The sequence below is a fragment of the Halobacillus sp. Marseille-P3879 genome (genome assembly GCF_900240285.1).
Lineage (GTDB): Bacteria > Bacillota > Bacilli > Bacillales > Halobacillaceae > Halobacillus_A.
The window spans coordinates 1,189,901-1,207,327 of the sequence record NZ_OESS01000002.1 but is presented as its reverse complement, the minus strand read 5'-3'; the positions used below and the strand labels follow the sequence as shown (position 1 = coordinate 1,207,327).

15 protein-coding genes are annotated in these 17,427 nt (G+C 40.8%); 13 read left to right on the top strand and 2 right to left on the bottom strand.

All coding sequences use genetic code 11. From position 1 onward, the window contains the following. Nucleotides 1-4: 4 nt before the first annotated feature. Nucleotides 5-2,431 carry a phenylalanine--tRNA ligase subunit beta gene (gene pheT, locus C1A12_RS14015; RefSeq protein ID WP_101844562.1) on the top strand — a complete coding sequence of 809 codons (2,427 nt, stop codon included), beginning with the start codon at nucleotides 5-7 and terminating at the stop codon, nucleotides 2,429-2,431. Between the two features lie 34 nt (nucleotides 2,432-2,465). Here the strand turns inward: pheT and rnhC are convergent, their stop codons facing one another. Beyond that, nucleotides 2,466-3,398, bottom strand: a complete 933-nt coding sequence (rnhC, locus tag C1A12_RS14010; protein ID WP_101844560.1) for a ribonuclease HIII — start codon at nucleotides 3,396-3,398, stop codon at nucleotides 2,466-2,468. A gap of 135 nt (nucleotides 3,399-3,533) precedes the next feature. Here rnhC and zapA point away from each other — a divergent pair, with 135 nt between their 5' ends. From zapA to uvrC, 12 genes are all read left to right on the top strand, one after another. Beyond that, complete coding sequence (zapA, locus tag C1A12_RS14005) at nucleotides 3,534-3,818, top strand: cell division protein ZapA (protein WP_101844558.1); 285 nt, start codon at nucleotides 3,534-3,536, stop codon at nucleotides 3,816-3,818. A 1-nt stretch (nucleotide 3,819) separates the two neighbouring features. After that, nucleotides 3,820-4,368, top strand: a complete 549-nt coding sequence (locus tag C1A12_RS14000; protein WP_101844557.1) for a CvpA family protein — start codon at nucleotides 3,820-3,822, stop codon at nucleotides 4,366-4,368. Between the two features lie 189 nt (nucleotides 4,369-4,557). Then, the gene (gene polX, locus C1A12_RS13995) at nucleotides 4,558-6,273 is read left to right on the top strand and encodes a DNA polymerase/3'-5' exonuclease PolX (protein WP_101844555.1); all 1,716 of its coding nucleotides are present in this window, start codon (nucleotides 4,558-4,560) and stop codon (nucleotides 6,271-6,273) included. 19 nt (nucleotides 6,274-6,292) lie between these two features. Beyond that, nucleotides 6,293-8,641, top strand: coding sequence for an endonuclease MutS2 (locus tag C1A12_RS13990; protein ID WP_101844553.1), 2,349 nt, complete (start codon nucleotides 6,293-6,295; stop codon nucleotides 8,639-8,641). Nucleotides 8,642-8,659: 18 nt separating this feature from the next. Continuing rightward, complete coding sequence (locus C1A12_RS13985; protein WP_101844550.1) at nucleotides 8,660-9,067, top strand: DUF350 domain-containing protein; 408 nt, start codon at nucleotides 8,660-8,662, stop codon at nucleotides 9,065-9,067. Nucleotides 9,068-9,277: 210 nt separating this feature from the next. Then, a complete protein-coding gene (locus C1A12_RS13980; protein ID WP_101844548.1) occupies nucleotides 9,278-10,987 on the top strand; it encodes an AMP-binding protein in 1,710 nt (569 codons plus the stop codon). A gap of 86 nt (nucleotides 10,988-11,073) precedes the next feature. After that, nucleotides 11,074-11,661, top strand: coding sequence for a TetR/AcrR family transcriptional regulator (locus C1A12_RS13975; RefSeq protein WP_101844546.1), 588 nt, complete (start codon nucleotides 11,074-11,076; stop codon nucleotides 11,659-11,661). 17 nt (nucleotides 11,662-11,678) lie between these two features. Continuing rightward, nucleotides 11,679-12,452: an enoyl-CoA hydratase gene (locus tag C1A12_RS13970; protein WP_101844544.1), complete on the top strand. Its 774-nt coding sequence runs from the start codon at nucleotides 11,679-11,681 to the stop codon at nucleotides 12,450-12,452. Nucleotides 12,453-12,469: 17 nt separating this feature from the next. Then, on the top strand, nucleotides 12,470-13,243 hold the full coding sequence (locus C1A12_RS13965) for an electron transfer flavoprotein subunit beta/FixA family protein (protein WP_101844542.1): 774 nt from the start codon (nucleotides 12,470-12,472) through the stop codon (nucleotides 13,241-13,243). 27 nt (nucleotides 13,244-13,270) lie between these two features. Continuing rightward, entirely contained in the window at nucleotides 13,271-14,251 is a 981-nt protein-coding gene (locus C1A12_RS13960) for an electron transfer flavoprotein subunit alpha/FixB family protein (RefSeq protein ID WP_101844540.1), read from the top strand. Between the two features lie 228 nt (nucleotides 14,252-14,479). Then, nucleotides 14,480-14,794, top strand: coding sequence for a thioredoxin (gene trxA, locus C1A12_RS13955; protein WP_101844538.1), 315 nt, complete (start codon nucleotides 14,480-14,482; stop codon nucleotides 14,792-14,794). 112 nt (nucleotides 14,795-14,906) lie between these two features. Further along, nucleotides 14,907-16,697 (top strand): excinuclease ABC subunit UvrC, encoded by a 1,791-nt coding sequence (gene uvrC, locus C1A12_RS13950; protein WP_101844536.1) that lies wholly within the window; start codon nucleotides 14,907-14,909, stop codon nucleotides 16,695-16,697. A gap of 15 nt (nucleotides 16,698-16,712) precedes the next feature. Here the strand turns inward: uvrC and C1A12_RS13945 are convergent, their stop codons facing one another. Next, nucleotides 16,713-17,147 carry a YslB family protein gene (locus tag C1A12_RS13945; protein ID WP_235001600.1) on the bottom strand — a complete coding sequence of 145 codons (435 nt, stop codon included), beginning with the start codon at nucleotides 17,145-17,147 and terminating at the stop codon, nucleotides 16,713-16,715. Nucleotides 17,148-17,427 lie beyond the last annotated feature (280 nt).

Here is a 17,427-nt window from a genome sequence, read left to right as displayed (position 1 = left end):
AACGATGTTAGTTTCATTAAATTGGCTGAATGACTATATTGATGTAAGTGACTATAAGCCGGAAGAACTGGCAGAAATAATAACAAAAACAGGAATCGAAGTAGAAAGCGTAGAGCCTGTCGCGGAGGCTGCCTCAGGTGTTATTGTCGGACATGTTGTAACTTGTGAGCAGCATCCTAATGCGGACAAGTTGTCTTTGTGCCAGGTTGATGTAGGGGAAGGGGTGCTTCAGATTGTGTGTGGAGCACCAAACATTGCGGAAGGACAGAAAGTGCCTGTCGCTATTCCTGGGGCTGTTTTACCTGGCAACTTTAAGATAAAAAAAACGAAGCTTCGTGGGGAAGTTTCAAACGGCATGATTTGTTCTTTGCAGGAGCTGGGAGTAGATGAGAAAGAGGTACCTAAAGAATATCAGGATGGGATTTATGTTTTTCCTGAAGAGGCCCAGACAGGAGAAGATGCAATCTCACTGTTGAACTTAAATGATATCATAATTGAGCTTGGACTAACGCCCAATCGTGCGGACTGCCTAAGTATGGCAGGAGTAGCATATGAAGTGGCTGCAGCACTGGGACGGGATTATCAGCTAGCTGAGGAAACGGTCAAAACCGCTGAGGAACAAGCTGACGAAGTAGTAAAAGTAGAAGTAGAAGATCCCCAGGCGAATCCTTATTATGGTGCGTTTGTATTAAAAGATGTCAAAGTAGGGACGTCGCCATTATGGTTGCAGAACCGTTTGACCGCTGCTGGAATACGTCCTATCAATAATGTAGTTGATATTACCAACTATGTTTTATTAGAGTATGGACAGCCTTTGCATGCGTTTGATTTCGATCGTTTCGGGTCTTCTAAAGTGGTTACCCGCCGGGCTCGTAAAGGAGAAAAGATGGTTACATTAGATGACCAGGAGCGAACGCTCAGTCCAGAACACTTAGTGATCACAAATGGTGAAACAGCTCACGCGATTGCAGGAGTAATGGGTGGTGCTGAATCTGAAGTACAGGAAGATACGACTACGATTCTGCTGGAAGCCGCCTATTTCAATCAAGCTATTGTAAGACAGAGTGCTAAGGATCATGGGTTGCGCAGTGAAGCCAGTACACGGTTTGAAAAAGGGGTCGACCCTAACCGGGTGGAAAGAGCGGGTATACGTGCCTGCGAACTCCTTCAGCAATATGCTGGAGCTACTGTGCTTGAAGGAGTTTCTAAGTTCGATCAGCTTGACCGTTCAGAACGGAAAGTAGAGATGAACACTGAGAGAATTAATGATCGACTGGGAACTACTATTTCAAATGAAGAAATTGAAAAAATCTTAGATCGATTACAATTTCATTTTGAACAAGATGGAGACGACTTTACGGTATTTGCGCCAACGAGAAGAGGAGATATAGAACGCTTTGAGGATATGTTAGAAGAAGTGGCCCGTATTTACGGCTACGATAATCTCCCTTTTACATTGCCAAGTGGAACAGCTCAAGCCGGCGGTCTGTCACTAGAGCAAACATTGAAACGTCGTATGAAAGCTTACTTTGAGGGAGCTGGTCTGGATGAAACGATTACGTACTCCCTAACCAGCAAAAAGCAAGCTTCCATGCTCGTAAGTAAGGAAGTAGAAAAACAGGCTGAAAATCCTGTAAGGCTTGCAATGCCTATGAGTGAAGACCACAGTCATCTAAGGTTAAGTATCTTACCAGAGCTGCTTCAATCCGTTGCCTATAATGCGGCTCGTAAACAGCAGAATATAGCCTATTACGAACTAGGGACGGTATTCCTAAGTAATGAGGAGCAAGTGACCAGGCAGCCCCATGAAATGCTGAGAGCTGCTGGTGCTGTTACGGGAGAGTGGATTTCTCATCCATGGCAGCAGGAGAAGAAGGAAGCAGATTTCTTTGTTGTTAAAGGGATCGTAGAAGGACTAGCGCAATTACTGGACATCAAAGTGGAGTTTTCGAAATCAAAAATCAACGGTATGCACCCAGGCCGGACAGCGGTGATTACTGCCGAGGAAAATATCATCGGTTTCACAGGGCAGGTTCACCCGAAACTTCAGAAGGAATGGGGAATTAAGGATACGTATGTATTTGATTTAAATGTTGAAAAACTAATGAACTTGTATCAAAAAGAAGAAGGTTTTGAGACGATTCCTCGATTCCCAAGCGTCAATCGAGATATTGCACTGGTAGTTAATGAAGAGATACCTGCAGGTGAAATTGAAAAAACAATTTATGAAGCGGGTGCACCTTTAGTAAAACAGGTGAGTGTGTTTGACGTGTATCAAGGGCAACATTTAGAAGAAGGAATGAAGTCGCTTGCTTACCGATTACTTTACCTTGATCCTCAAAGAACACTGAAGGATGAAGAGGTTGAAGCGGCCCATGAACAAATATTAAAAGAAGTAAAAGAAAAGCATAATGCTGAACTTAGAGGATAAAAGAAGCGGGCTTTCTGCCCGCTTCTTCATTTACTTACAGTAATTTTTTTGCTTTTTCTCGATTAGCAAAATGGAATTTAGCAACTTCACGCAGTTTATCTTCCCCGTATAGCTTAATAACTTTTGCGGCAGCTCTGTCGACTGCGGGTGAAGCTCCTTTTGGTATAGTGAGGCCGGTATCCAATTCCATTTGTTTCATGGCTTTAACAAAGCTCGATCTTGCTAAGATCGATGCAACAGCTACTGATAAAGAGTAGCTTTCAGCTTTCGTCATAAAATAGACCTTATCCTGAAGCCTCTTTTTCTCAGACCTCAAATGTTTTTGGTATACTTCAGGCTGCGAAAATTGATCAATTAGAATTCCTTCAGGTCGGTGCGGCTCAATTTTGGCCAACAGCTTATCAATAGCCTGGTGATGAAGAAGGGTTTTCATTTTTCCCTGTGTCCACCCTTTCTCCTGCCACTCATTATATTTAGTATTATTCAGTCTCATTAAAGAGTAAGGAATGTTCATCTGGACAATTTGTTTTGCGATATGAGTGATTTGATTGTCTGAGAGGTGCTTTGAGTCCTTAACCCCGATTGCTTTAAGCTGGCCGATTTGATGATCTTGTACGTAGGCAGCAGCAACTGTTATCGGACCAAAGAAATCACCTGTGCCAGCCTCGTCAGAACCGATATGAGAACTTGTGAATAAGCTTTCTGGTGGATGGAAGCTATGTTGACGTCGGGACTGGCTTTTTTCCTTTTTTCCCCTGCTTGTTCCGTCCCCCCATTTATCAGCTTCTGCTTCAGGATTCCGACCCTGGAAGAGTACTTTTCCAGAAGTATAAGCGGTAATCGTACAATTAGAAGTCTTAGCTGAAAAAGCAGCATGGGCAGGGATGCTGCTTTTCAAAGATGTTCGGTAGTGTTCTTTTAATTCAGTTAGTTTATATTTCGGTAAGGTTAGTACAACTTGTGGCATAATGAGTCCCTTTCATTAAAAAATGTACATCTAGTATAGCAAATAAAAGCATGGGGCAGGGAATCAATCTTATTGGTTTCCTAATTGAACTCCTTCGTGTTAGTATTAAGCGTAGGATATTAGAATCAAGGGGGTATGGATGTGTCCCACTCAGACCAGGAACGTAAACGGATAACCGTTGAAATTTATAACCGCTCATACACTGTAATAGGCAAAGAAGAACCACATCATATCCGCATGGTTTCTAACCTTGTCGATCAGAAAATGCGTGAAATACATGAAGCTAATCCAACACTGGATACATCTAAACTAGCTGTGTTGACAGCTGTAAATACTATGAATGAGTACATAAAGCTTAAGGAAGAGTGTACTGATTTAATGAATTACATCGAGAAGCTAGAGGAAGAGGACGACACTTAACATGATTGATTTACTTATTTTAATTATTTTACTACTTGGTATTTTTACAGGATTTAAGCGTGGATTTATATTGCAGTTATTTCATCTTATAGGTTTTGTTGCAGCGTTTGTTGTAGGGGTGCTGTATTATGATGACCTTGCACCTAAGCTGGTACTTTGGATCCCTTACCCGGATTTACCCGAGGATAGTACTTGGGCAGTCTTTTTAGAAAATTTACCGTTGGAAACAGGGTTCTACAATGCAATAGCTTTCGTCATTATTTTTATTGGGGTAAAAATCATTTTACAAATTGTAGCTTCAATGCTTGATTTCGTCGCAGATCTGCCGATTTTAAGTTCAATCAACGGATTACTAGGAGGCATACTTGGGTTTGTGCAGCGTTACGTGATGGTGTTTATTCTGTTGTATCTTGCAGCCCTTATTCCAGCGGCATCGGTCCAGAACGCAATTGATGGATCATTTCTAGCTCAGTTGATTATTGAGAATACCCCGGTTCTGTCTGCTCGATTACAGGATTTATGGATAGAACAAGTGGCAGGAAAGTTCTAATGTAAAGGTGTAAGGAGCCGCTATAGGAATAGCGGCTCTTTCTTGTACTTTAAGAGTGTTTAACTTTGTTAAAGGACTAAAGTTTAAGCAAGTTAGCCTGGGGATATAAGGACCTGCCGTAATACAGAGGAAAGAGAAGCCGTAGTTTGTTACCGATGTTTCAGAAGAATGAGGAGAGGAGACAGGGTCATGTCAGTGAATAAAAAGCAAGTTATTCAATTACTTGAAAAAATAGCAGTATACTTGGAGCTTAAAGGGGAAAACCCCTTTAAAATATCTGCTTATCGTAAAGCCGCTCAGGCTTTAGAGCGAGATGACCATTCTTTGAGTGAAATTGAAGACTTTACTAAGATGAAAGGAATTGGAAAAGGTACAGCTGCTGTTATTGATGAATACGTACAGAATGGCGAATCTGAAACCTTACGTCAATTGGAAGCAGAGGTACCCGCTGGCTTAGTCCCGCTTTTAGAGTTGCCAGGTCTTGGTGGGAAAAAACTGGCCAAGCTTTATCAACAGTTAGGAGTTACGGATGCTGAGTCTCTAAAGGAAGCATTATCTTCAGGTAAGGTCGAACAGCTGGAAGGATTCGGGAAAAAATCGGCAGAAAAAATGTTGAAATCTTTAGAAGAAGCAGGTTCACGGCCCGAACGGCTTCCGATTGCCAGAATGCTTCCAATTGCCGAGAAAATCGAGAGTTTTTTAGCTGATTTAAAGACACCTGTCAGGTTTTCAAAGGCAGGCAGTGTGAGAAGAATGAAAGAAACGATCAGAGATTTAGATTTTATCATTGCTTCAGAGGATGCACCTGCTACCAGGGATGAATTATTAAGCTTTTCTGAAATAAAGGAGGTTATTGCTTCAGGAGAAACCAAAGTGTCGGTAGTTGTTCATGAAGGTTACGATATCGGGGTAGATTTTAGAATTGTTGAACCGGAGGAGTTCATTACTACTCTGCATCATTTTACAGGGTCAAAAGACCATAACGTTGCGATGAGACAGCTGGCTAAAGAAAAAAACGAAAAAATAAGCGAATATGGAATTGAAAATATGGAAACTGGAAAAATTGTAACCTTTAAATCCGAAGAAGAGTTTTTCCATCACTTTGGTCTTCAGTACATTCCTCCAGAAGTGCGTGAAGCTACAGGGGAGATTGAAGCATTTAGTGAGAGTGTACCTCTATTAGAACTCAAGGATATCAAAGGGGACCTTCACATGCACTCAACCTGGAGTGACGGTGCCCAGTCGATTAGAGAGATGGCGCAGCAGAGTAAAGAAAAAGGCTATGACTACATTGCGATTACAGATCACTCTAAGTACTTGAGGGTGGCTAACGGTTTAGATGAAAAGCGTCTTCGTATGCAAAGAGAAGAAATTGAAAAAATTAACGAAGAGATGAAGGATTTTCACATTTTTTGTGGTATTGAAATGGATGTTCTACCGGATGGGTCACTCGATTTCAGTGACAATTTTTTAGAGGAAATGGATTTCGTGATTGGTTCAATTCATTCAAGCTTTAGCCAGGCAGAAAACTTGATTATGAAGAGACTCAGAAATGCTTTAGAGAATCCGCACGTGGATATGATTGCCCATCCAACGGGGAGGTTGATTGGACGTAGAAGCGGATATCGCGTAAATGTAGAACAGTTGATTGAAGGTGCTAAAGAAACTGGAACAATATTAGAACTTAATGCCAATCCCAACCGTTTAGATTTAAACTCTGAATGGATTCGAACTGCACAGGAGCAGGGTGTGGAAATTGCTATTAATACAGATGCCCATAGTTATCCTATGCTTGATCATATGGAAATAGGTGTAGGTACAGCTCGAAAAGGCTGGCTGCAAAAAGAAACAGTAATTAACACCATGACAACAAATCAGTTAAAAAAGCGATTTGGACTTAGTTAGTATAAAAGGAGCTGCCATTATGAATGGAAGAATTCTAGAGGTTTTAGAATATAACAAAATTATCGCTCAATTAATGGAGCATACGGCTTCCTCACTGGGAAAGGAAAAGACTTCTGCTTTAAAACCGTCTATTCATTTGGAGGAAGTAGTAAAGCTGCAGAATGAAACAGATGAAGCTGCGCAAGTACTTCGTTTAAAAGGCCATGTTCCTTTGGGCGGAATTTTTGATATCAAGCCCAGCATTAAACGAACTATGATAGGCGGTATATTAAGTGCCATGGAGTGCCTTGATGTCGCAAGTACGATTTACGGTGGTCGACAGTTAAAACGATTTATCGAAGATATGGAAGAGCCGGAAATGCCGATTCTTAGAGAATTAATTGATGGACTGGTTCCCCTAACAGAATTGGAGCGTCGGATTAAGAGCTGTGTTGATGAGCATGGCACAGTAATGGATGGGGCTTCAGAGCGGTTACGTACGATTCGGTCAAGAATCCGCACCTCAGAAAGCAGGGTCAGGGATAAACTTGATGGTTACACGAAGTCAAAAACAAAAATGCTCTCCGATGCCATAGTAACGATTCGTAATGAACGTTATGTGCTTCCTGTTAAACAAGAATATCGAGGTTCAATCGGGGGAATTGTTCATGACCAATCTGCATCAGGTGCCACACTGTTCATCGAACCCCAATCTGTTGTTGATGTTAATAACCAATTGCAGCAGGCACGTGTAGAAGAAAAACAAGAAGTAGAACGTATATTGGCTGAACTCTCTCAGGCTGTTGCTGAGGAGCAAAGCAGTCTATACAAGAACGTTGATATTTTGGGGCATATTGATTTTATGTTTTCCCGGGCGAAACTTGGAGCTTCGATGAAAGCGTCCATGCCTGTTATGAACAACGAGGGACGTGTGAATATAAAGCAGGCACGTCACCCTCTTATTCCTCCGCAAGAAGTAGTACCAAATGATATTGAGATTGGCGGGGAGTTTAACTCGATTGTTATTACAGGACCAAATACTGGGGGCAAAACAGTCACTTTAAAGTTATTAGGTCTCTTTACGTTAATGGCTCAGTCAGGTCTTCAAGTGCCGGCCATGGATGGGGGAGAGCTTGCTGTATTCGAGCAAGTGTTTGCTGATATTGGGGACGAACAATCCATCGAGCAGAGTTTATCTACGTTTTCTTCTCATATGACAAATATTGTTGAAATCCTTAAGCACGTGAATAGCCGTACCCTCGTATTATTTGACGAACTTGGGGCAGGGACAGATCCTCAAGAAGGGGCGGCACTGGCAATGGCTATATTAGATGAAGTAGTTCGTCGTGAGGCCCGGGTTATTGCGACAACTCATTATCCTGAACTGAAAGCCTATGGCTACAATCGTGAAGGGGTTGTTAATGCTTCAGTTGAATTTGATATACAAACCTTAAAGCCGACTTATCGATTACTTATCGGTGTCCCTGGTCGAAGTAATGCGTTTGAGATTTCAAGCCGACTTGGTCTTGAAGAATCAATTATAGAAACAGCTAAACAGCATGTGGGAGTAGACTCCCAAAGTGTGGAAAACATGATCGCTTCACTGGAAGCTTCAACTAGAGAAGCTGAGAAAGATTATGAAAAGGCAGCTTTGAAATTAGAAGAATCCGAGCAGCTGCACAAGGAATTACAGGATCAATGGAAACAATTTGAAGAAAAGAAGGAAAAGCTGTATAAGAAGGCAGAGGAAAAAGCAGAAAAAGCAATTCGCAAGGCAAGAGAAGAAGCAGAAGAAATAGTTAATGAAATTCGGAATATGAAAAATAGTGCTGAACTTAAAGAGCATGAATGGATAGAAGCACGAAAAATGCTTGATGACGCACAGCCGCAATTATCCAGTAAGGAGAAACGCAAACAAACTATCACATCCTCTCAGCCTCAGAAGGAATTAAAGTCAGGGGATGAAGTTAAGCTTCTTACCTTGAATCAGCAGGGAACGATAGTGGATCAAACTGGTGATAATGAATTTCAGGTACAGGTCGGGATGATGAAGGTTAAGGCAAAGAGAAAAGATATTGAGTTTGTGAAATCAAAACAGCCAGTCAATGAGAAACCTATGGCTACGGTAAGAGGTAAAAGTCATCATGTTAAACCAGAACTCGATTTACGCGGGGAGCGGTATGAAGATGCCTTAAAGCAATTGGAAAAATACGTGGATGATGCATTGCTTGCTGGATATCCAACAGTTTCAATCATTCATGGGAAAGGCACTGGAGCTTTACGCACGGCCGTGCAGAATTATGCTAAAAAACATCGTTCTATATCATCCTTTAGATTTGGTGGAATGAATGAAGGAGGAAGCGGTGTTACGGTCTTAGAGCTTAAGTGATGAGTCAGGGGGACTAAAATGACAGGTTTTTGGGAGAACACTTTCGTAGAGACAGCCGCCAGCTACAGTGTCGTTGTCCTATGTTTAATTGTATTTATGGCTATTTTTGAAGTTGTTACTTCTTATAACAACTGGGAGGAGATTAAAGCAGGTAATATAGCTGTAGCGATGGCAACGGGTGGAAAGATATTTGGAATTGCCAATATCTTTAGATATTCGATTGAACACAATGATACTTTGCTCCAGACGATGGGCTGGGGGATTTATGGTTTTCTTTTATTGTTGTTTGGTTATTTTATATTTGAATTCCTTACCCCCTCTTTTAAAATTGATAAAGAAATTGCATCTAATAATAAGGCTGTAGGTTTTATCTCATTAGTTATTTCAATAGGTCTGTCTTATGTGATCGGAGCTAACATTATGTGAGGAGGCTGAAGTTGGAAACTTTAGCAAAAATATTGATGGTTGTAGCTGCCTTATTCATTATAATTGGGGTAGTATATATGGTGCTCATTTAAAGCTTTCCTGTAAGAGGAAAGCTTTTTTGATTAAAGGACTGTAATAATTTAAATAATATTTCAAATTTTTCGGATATATCGTTATAATGAAAGTACAATACTGTGGGAGGGAAGTAAAATGACAATTGGAACACGTCCTTGGCATGTGCATTACCCACCTGAGATCCCAACTAGCCTGAAGTACGATGAAAAACCACTTCAACAATTTTTAGAAGAAAGTGCTTTAAACTACGGAGAAAAGAAAGCGCTTTATTTTATGGGGAAAGAACTCACATATAACGAAGTATATGAAGATACAAAGTTGTTTGCGAGTTATTTGCAAAAGCTTGGCCTTGAAAAAGGGGATCGTGTAGCTATTATGCTTCCAAATTGTCCTCAATCAGTAATTGCTTATTATGGAGTCCTAATGGCTGGAGGTACAGTTGTACAAACGAATCCGCTTTACATGGAACGAGAGCTGGAATACCAGCTTAAGGATTCTGGGGCAAGAATGATTCTTTGTTTAGACGTATTGTATCCAAAAGTGGCGAATGTCAAAGGAGATACAGCAATTGAGCATGTTATCGTCACCGGGATCAAAGATTACCTTCCATTTCCTAAAAACAAAATCTATCCATTTATCCAAAGAAGACAGTATCAAATGCTGGTTATGCCAGAGCAATCCACAGATACTCATCTATGGCGTCACATGTTAAATGAGAGCAGCGGTCAAGTCTCCCCTGTTGATATAGATGTAAAAGTGGATTTAGCTTTATTGCAATACACCGGGGGCACGACAGGATTTCCAAAAGGAGTAATGCTGACTCACTTTAATTTAGTAGCGAATACACAAATGTCAATGAAATGGCTTTATAAATGTCAGCCAGGAAAAGAAACTGTTTTAGCAATATTGCCATTTTTTCATGTATACGGAATGACTTCTGTAATGAACTTGACTGTCATGATGGGCAACCGAATGATTCTCATGCCTAAATTCGAAGCTGAAGATGTATTAAAGGTGATAAACAAACAGAGGCCGACTTTATTTCCAGGAGCGCCTACGATATATATTGCTCTTTTGAATCATCCCGATTTAAGAAAGTATGATCTATCTTCGATCGAAGCTTGTATCAGCGGTTCAGCACCACTTCCAAAAGAAGTACAGGAAAAATTCGAGGAGGTCACAGGAGGAAAATTAGTAGAAGGGTATGGATTAACTGAAACGTCTCCAGTTACACATTCTAACTTTATCTGGACGAACCGAGTAAGCGGGAGTATTGGAGTGCCCTGGCCCGATACCGATGCCAAAATCTTTAAGATGGAAGGAAATGAAGAAGCTGAATCCGGAGAGATTGGTGAAATAGCTGTAAAAGGACCGCAGGTTATGAAAGGCTATTGGAACAGAAAGGAAGAAACAGATCAGGTCCTGAGCGAAGATGGCTGGTTCCGTACGGGAGATATGGGTTACGTGAGCGACGATGGGTATTTTTATGTAGTTGACCGTAAGAAAGATATGATTATTGCCGGCGGTTATAACATTTATCCGCGGGAAGTGGAAGAAGTACTCTATGAGCACGAAGCTGTCCAGGAAGCAGTAATTATCGGTATCCCTGATCCATACCGTGGAGAAACTGTAAAAGCATTTATTGTGCAAAAGCCCGGACAGACCATTACAGAAGAAGAGCTGAATGAATTCTGCAGAGCTAATATGGCTGCATTTAAAGTGCCGCGCTTATATGAATTCAGGAATGAGCTTCCTAAGACTGCTGTTGGTAAGATTTTAAGAAGAACACTCATCGAAGAGGAAAAAAAGAAAACCGAAGATTCAGAACCACTTCAAAGTTCATAGTTTTTCTTTGTTGACAGAATAATTTTTGGAATGTAATATAATAAGTGAATGACCATTCATTCATTTTCTTTAAGGCAGGGGATTACATGAATAAAAACAAACCTAAATACAGACAAATTATTGATGCAGCGGTGGTCGTCATTGCTGAAAATGGATATCACTCCTCGCAGGTATCTAAAATTGCCAGACAGGCAGGAGTGGCGGATGGTACTATTTACTTGTATTTCAAAAATAAAGAAGATATTTTAGTTTCACTTTTTCAAGACAAGATGGGCCAATTCATAGAGAAAATTGAACTTGAAACCACTTCGCGGCAGTCAGCTGAGGAAAAACTTCTATCCTTGGTTGAAACTCATTTCAAACAGTTGGCTGCTGATCATCATTTAGCTATTGTAACACAACTCGAATTACGACAATCGAACAAAGAGCTTCGTCAGAAAATAAACAACGTACTAAAGAGGTATTTAGCCGTTATTGATCACATCGTGGATGAAGGGATTCAAGAAAATCTGTTCAGAGATAACCTTAATCGCAGACTTGTCCGTCAGCTAATTTTTGGAATGATGGATGAAGCTGTGACTAATTGGGTGATGAAGGATCAGAAGTATAACTTAGAAGAGCAAGCAAAAGACGTCCATAGCTTAATTGTCTATGGATTGGCCGAACCCCGTTGATGAAGGAGAGATAGGAATTGTCCACTTTATATGTAGAAACGAAAGGTAATGTAGCCGTTATTACCATTCAAAGTCCACCGGCTAATGCACTCTCAAGCTCAATCTTAATTGATTTAGCACACGAGCTGGATGAAGTAGAAAACAATAAAAATATCAAAGCCATTCTCCTTAAAGGGGAGGGGAAGTTTTTCTCGGCAGGGGCTGACATAAAAGAATTCACCTCTTTTCAAAGTTCACAAGATTCGGGAAGTCTGGCAGGTAAAGGGCAAGAATTATTTGACAGAATAGAAAACTTTCACATTCCTGTTATTGCGGCCATTCATGGAGCAGCATTAGGCGGTGGATTAGAGCTGGCGATGGCTTGTCATATTCGTTACGTATCAGAGGACGCCAAGCTGGGCCTTCCAGAATTGAACTTAGGTATTATTCCAGGATTTGCAGGAACACAGAGACTGCCTAGATATGTAGGAGCAGCTAAAGCTTATGAAATGATTTTAACAGGTGTACCCATTTCTGGCACTGAAGCAGTTTCTGCCGGCCTTGCCAATCGAAGCTATAAGGATGAAACCCTTTTTGAGGAAGCGGAAAAAACAGCTCAGCTGATCGCAGGCAAGAGCGGTCCGGCAATTAAACAGGTAATGAAGTTAGTTCCGTATGCATATACCACTCAGCTTCAAGAGGGGATCGAGAAAGAGGCTGAAGCTTTTGCAGATGTATTTAAAAACGAAGATGCTAAAGAAGGCGTTCAAGCCTTTATTGAAAAAAGAAAGCCACAGTTTAAGGATCAATAGTGTAGGAGGGAACTGTAATGAACATTTTTGTACTTTTAAAGAGAACTTTTGATACTGAAGAGAAGATCTCGATCAGTAATGGAAGAATTGAGGAAGATGGGGCAGAATTTATCATCAATCCATATGATGAGTATGCTGTTGAAGAAGCGATTAACTTACGTGACACTCATGGTGGAGAAGTGACTGTGGTGACCATTGGAGAAGAAGAAGCTGAGAAACAGTTGCGGACTGCATTAGCCATGGGAGCGGATAAAGCTGTTTTAATTAATACTGAAGAAGACCTTGAAGAAGGCGATCAATTTACGACGGTAAAAATTCTTGAAGCATTCTTTGAAGATAAAGAAGTTGACCTAATTCTTGGCGGTAATGTAGCTATTGATGAGGCCAGCGGACAGGTCGGACCTCGACTTGCAGAACGACTGAATATCCCCTGTGTGACGACTATTACAAATATTGAAGTTAATGGAACTGACGTTCAAATTGAACGCGATGTTGAAGGTGACGTTGAAAAAGTGGCAACTTCTCTACCTTTAATCGTCACCTGTCAACAAGGTTTGAATGAACCGAGATATCCTTCTTTGCCGGGAATTATGAAAGCGAAGAAGAAGCCATTGGAAGAGCTTGAAATTGATGATCTTGATTTAGAAGAAGCCGATGTAGAAGCAAAAACACGAACGACGGAAGTTTTTCTTCCACCAGAGAAACAGGCTGGTAAAGTACTTGAAGGAGAAACAGAGGCTCAAGTTAAAGAATTGGTATCGCTGCTAAAAACTGAAGCTAAAGTCTTATAAGATTGCTTTTCGGAAAGGGGATTAATCATGAGTAAAAAAGTTTTAGTAATCGGGGAAGCTCGGGAAGGTTCACTTAGAAACGTTACATTTGAAGCGATTGCTGCGGCAAATATAATCAGCGACGGCGGAGATGTTGTAGGAGTTATTTGTGGAGATGGACAGTTAGAGGATATGGGTAAAGAAATGGTTTATCACGGAGCTGACCGGGTGCTCACTGTTTCAAATGAAAATTTGAAAACGTATACATCTGACGGTTATGGTCAGGCGCTGCAAGCTGTAATTGATGACGAAACCCCTGAAGCAATTGTAATGGGGCACACATCAATTGGGAAAGACATTACTCCTAAGATCGCAAGCCGACTCGAATCAGGTTTGATTTCTGATGCGACAGAAGTTGTAGTAGAAAATGGTAAGGTCGTGTTTACGAGGCCTATTTACTCTGGGAAAGCGTTTGAGAAGAAAGAAATTACAGATGGCATTACTTTTGCCACAATTCGTCCGAACAACATTCCGGCCGAGCCGCGTGATGATACACGAATAGGGGAAGTTACGGAGAAAGAAGTTGAAATAACAAATATCCGTACCATTATTAAAGATATTATTCGAAAGTCTTCTGATGGGGTAGACTTGTCAGAAGCTAAAGTAATTGTAGCCGGCGGACGTGGTGTGAAGAGTTCTGAAGGGTTTAAACCTTTAGAAGAGCTTGCTCAAGCTCTAGGGGGGACGGTAGGAGCATCCCGTGGGGCATGTGATGCAGGATATTGTGACTATTCCTTACAAATTGGCCAGACAGGTAAAGTGGTTACACCTGATCTGTATATTGCCTGCGGGATCTCTGGGGCCATTCAGCACTTAGCAGGGATGTCGAACTCTAAAGTAATTGTAGCGATAAATAAGGACCCTGAAGCTAACATCTTTAATGTGGCAGACTATGGTATCGTTGGTGATTTATTTGATGTTGTTCCTAAATTGATTGAAGAGATTAAACAAGTGAAAGTAAACGCATAACATTATAAATATGCTAGTGAAGCTAAGGCAGAGACTCTCTGCCCTAGCTTTTTTTATTAGATTTTACGTTTTCTTAGCTTCCACAATATCTTATTAGTACTTATCCAAAGATTGTGCGCGCTGAGCCTTTCAGGGCACCATTGATATTCGCATAAACAAATTGTTAGTCAGTCAAAATAGAAAGTGATATACTTTGATCAGACTAAATGAACGAGGAGGTTTTTAACAATGGCACTTGTGAAAGCAACAGATCAAAATTTTACAGATGAAACTAGTGAAGGTTTAGTCCTTGCAGATTTTTGGGCGCCATGGTGCGGCCCTTGCAAAATGATTGCTCCAGTACTTGAAGAGCTTGATGAGGAAATGAGTGATCAGGTTAAGATTGTTAAACTTGATGTTGACGAGAACCAGGAAACAGCAAGTAAATTTGGGGTTATGAGTATCCCTACGCTTCTTCTATTTAAAGATGGTAAAGTTGTAGACCAGGTTATTGGTTTCCAGCCTAAAGAAGCTCTTGCCGAATTAATTACAAAACATTCTTAATTTAAACATTCACGGCCACGCTGCTTATGCAGCGTGGCTTTTTGGTGTATTATACTTCCTGAATGTGGTACCTTTTCTATAAGAACCTCTAAGAGAGCGGGGTGGGGAAAATATGAACAACAATATAAAAGAAAAACTTGCTGTGCTGCCAGGCCAACCGGGATGCTATCTTATGAAGGATAGGCACGATACGATTATTTATGTTGGCAAAGCAAAACTGCTAAAAAGCAGAGTAAGATCGTACTTTACAGGTGCTCATGATGGAAAAACACAGCGCTTAGTTCAGGAAATTACAGACTTTGAATATATAGTAACCACTTCTGAGATTGAAGCATTGATTTTGGAAATGAATTTAATAAAGAAGCATGATCCTAAATACAACGTAATGTTGAAGGACGATAAAACTTATCCATACTTGAAGGTGACATCTGAACGGCACCCAAAACTAATCGTCACTCGCAAAGTAAAAAAGGATAAAGGGAAATATTTCGGCCCTTATCCGAATGTAATTGCAGCCCGGGAGACAAAGAAATTATTGGATCGTTTATACCCGTTAAGAAAATGTAACACGATGCCTGATCGTGTTTGTTTATATTACCACATGCACCAATGTCTCGGTCCATGCGAATTTCATGTGTCTAAAGAAACGAACCATGATATCGTACAGAGCATTACTTCTTTTTTAAGCGGCGGTCATAAAGAGATTAAAAACGAGTTAAAGAGCAAGATGGAGGAAGCCTCTGAAAAACTGGACTTTGAGAGAGCAAAGGAATATCGAGATCAAATCGAACATATTGAGTCGGTAATGGAACAGCAGAAGATGACCATGAATGATCAAGTGGACCGGGATGTGTTCGGGTATTCTTACAACAAAGGATGGATGTGTGTCCAGGTATTTTTCATTCGTCAAGGAAAGCTGATTGAACGGGATGTAGCCCTGTTTCCTTTCTTCGATGATCCACAAGATACCTTCCTCAGCTATATTGGCCGTTTCTACCTGCATCAGAACCACCCGTATCCTAAGGAGCTGCTCGTACCAGTGGGGACAAACACAGATGTTCTGGAAGGTGTGGTAGATACAAAAGTTATGATCCCGATGCGGGGACGTAAGAAAGAACTCGTTCAGTTAGCAATGAAGAATGCTGAAATTTCGCTTGAGGAGAAGTTTGCTTTAATTGAAAGGGACGAGGAGAGAACAATAAAAGCTGTTGAGACCTTGGGAGAAAAGCTGAACATTGAAGTGCCGCATCGAATTGAGGCCTTTGACAATTCAAATATTCAAGGAGCAGATCCTGTTTCAGCCATGGTTGTTTTTATCGACGGCAAGCCGAATAAAAAGGAGTACCGCAAATATAAAGTGAAAAATGTCCAGGGGCCAGACGATTACGAGACAATGCGTGAGGTGATTAGAAGACGGTACACTCGGGTTTTAAAAGAAAACCTCCCGCTTCCTGACCTTATTATAGTGGATGGAGGTAAAGGTCAAATGACAGCCGCTTTAGACGTTCTGGAAAATGAACTGGGTCTTGATATTCCGTTGGCTGGATTAGCAAAAGATGAGAAGCACAAAACAAGTGAATTGCTGTATGGTGATCATCCTTCTGTAGTTGATTTGGAGCGTAATTCACAGGAATTCTACCTCGTGCAGCGTATTCAGGACGAAGTACACAGGTTTGCCATTTCATTTCATCGTCAACTTAGAGGTAAAGGAGCGATTCAGTCTGAGCTCGACCAAATTCCGGGAGTAGGGCAGAAACGGCGGAAATTATTATTGAGGCATTTTAAATCAATTAAAGAGATTAAAGAAGCCTCTCCAGAAGATATTACTAGGCTTGGAGTTCCAGCTCCGGTTGCTCAGACGATCCTTGATTCCCTTAATGAAGAAGAGCCAGCTGAGGAATAACAGCTGGCTCTTCGCTTATTCTTTGGTTGCTTTGATTTCGATGATATGGTCTTTCGGATGGACTTCTTCTATGCACTCGTATGTATCCTCTGTGATCGTCTGTAAAGCTTCGGCCAAAAAGCCGCATTCCAAGCGAAAGTCTATTGGATAAATTTTTTGATTAAGCCTTTTTTCTACGATATGTCCTTGTAAGTGAAAGACTAACTCTCTTCTTTTCTCTTTAATAAGTTGAAGTTCGCCCCACCCCAGGTACTGAAAAAACTCAAATAATTCTTCATATGTTTCAATTGTCGTTTCCCTGGCAATATTTTTGCCCATAAAGTAAAGAAGATAAGGGGCATCCTTACCGAGAAAATCAGGCAAAGTAAAATATCGGAGCAGATCAAATCCCGCCCCGGTAGCGACCAGCGATGAAATATTCTCTGTCGATAACTTGGCTGTTTCTTTCATGACGCTCATTCCTTTCCGCTTATTATTATCCCTTGAAACAGAAAAAGGCGCAACCGTATTTTATACATTTTAAGGGAATTGTGATAATTGCTTCATTTCTTAAATAATGAACAGGTTTTCTTGACGGTCTTGCATGATAGAAGTACAATAAACGTGTCACAAATTGTACATTCAGCAGTTTTGAAAAAGGAAATATGGGGGTTTCCTATCTTTTTTTTTCGCTTATAAAAGCGCTTAACTGTCTGAAAAAATGTACATCGCTATATTTAGCAATCATCTT

Excerpts from the sequence above, each read along its gene's own strand:
- pheT (WP_101844562.1), top strand. The coding sequence starts at position 5 with ATGTTAGTTTCATTAAATTGGCTGAATGACTATATTGATGTAAGTGAC.
- rnhC (WP_101844560.1), bottom strand. The coding sequence starts at position 3,398 with ATGCCACAAGTTGTACTAACCTTACCGAAATATAAACTAACTGAATTA.
- zapA (WP_101844558.1), top strand. The coding sequence starts at position 3,534 with ATGGATGTGTCCCACTCAGACCAGGAACGTAAACGGATAACCGTTGAA.
- C1A12_RS14000 (WP_101844557.1), top strand. The coding sequence starts at position 3,820 with ATGATTGATTTACTTATTTTAATTATTTTACTACTTGGTATTTTTACA.
- polX (WP_101844555.1), top strand. The coding sequence starts at position 4,558 with ATGTCAGTGAATAAAAAGCAAGTTATTCAATTACTTGAAAAAATAGCA.
- C1A12_RS13990 (WP_101844553.1), top strand. The coding sequence starts at position 6,293 with ATGAATGGAAGAATTCTAGAGGTTTTAGAATATAACAAAATTATCGCT.
- C1A12_RS13985 (WP_101844550.1), top strand. The coding sequence starts at position 8,660 with ATGACAGGTTTTTGGGAGAACACTTTCGTAGAGACAGCCGCCAGCTAC.
- C1A12_RS13980 (WP_101844548.1), top strand. The coding sequence starts at position 9,278 with ATGACAATTGGAACACGTCCTTGGCATGTGCATTACCCACCTGAGATC.
- C1A12_RS13975 (WP_101844546.1), top strand. The coding sequence starts at position 11,074 with ATGAATAAAAACAAACCTAAATACAGACAAATTATTGATGCAGCGGTG.
- C1A12_RS13965 (WP_101844542.1), top strand. The coding sequence starts at position 12,470 with ATGAACATTTTTGTACTTTTAAAGAGAACTTTTGATACTGAAGAGAAG.
- C1A12_RS13960 (WP_101844540.1), top strand. The coding sequence starts at position 13,271 with ATGAGTAAAAAAGTTTTAGTAATCGGGGAAGCTCGGGAAGGTTCACTT.
- trxA (WP_101844538.1), top strand. The coding sequence starts at position 14,480 with ATGGCACTTGTGAAAGCAACAGATCAAAATTTTACAGATGAAACTAGT.
- uvrC (WP_101844536.1), top strand. The coding sequence starts at position 14,907 with ATGAACAACAATATAAAAGAAAAACTTGCTGTGCTGCCAGGCCAACCG.
- C1A12_RS13945 (WP_235001600.1), bottom strand. The coding sequence starts at position 17,147 with ATGAAAGAAACAGCCAAGTTATCGACAGAGAATATTTCATCGCTGGTC.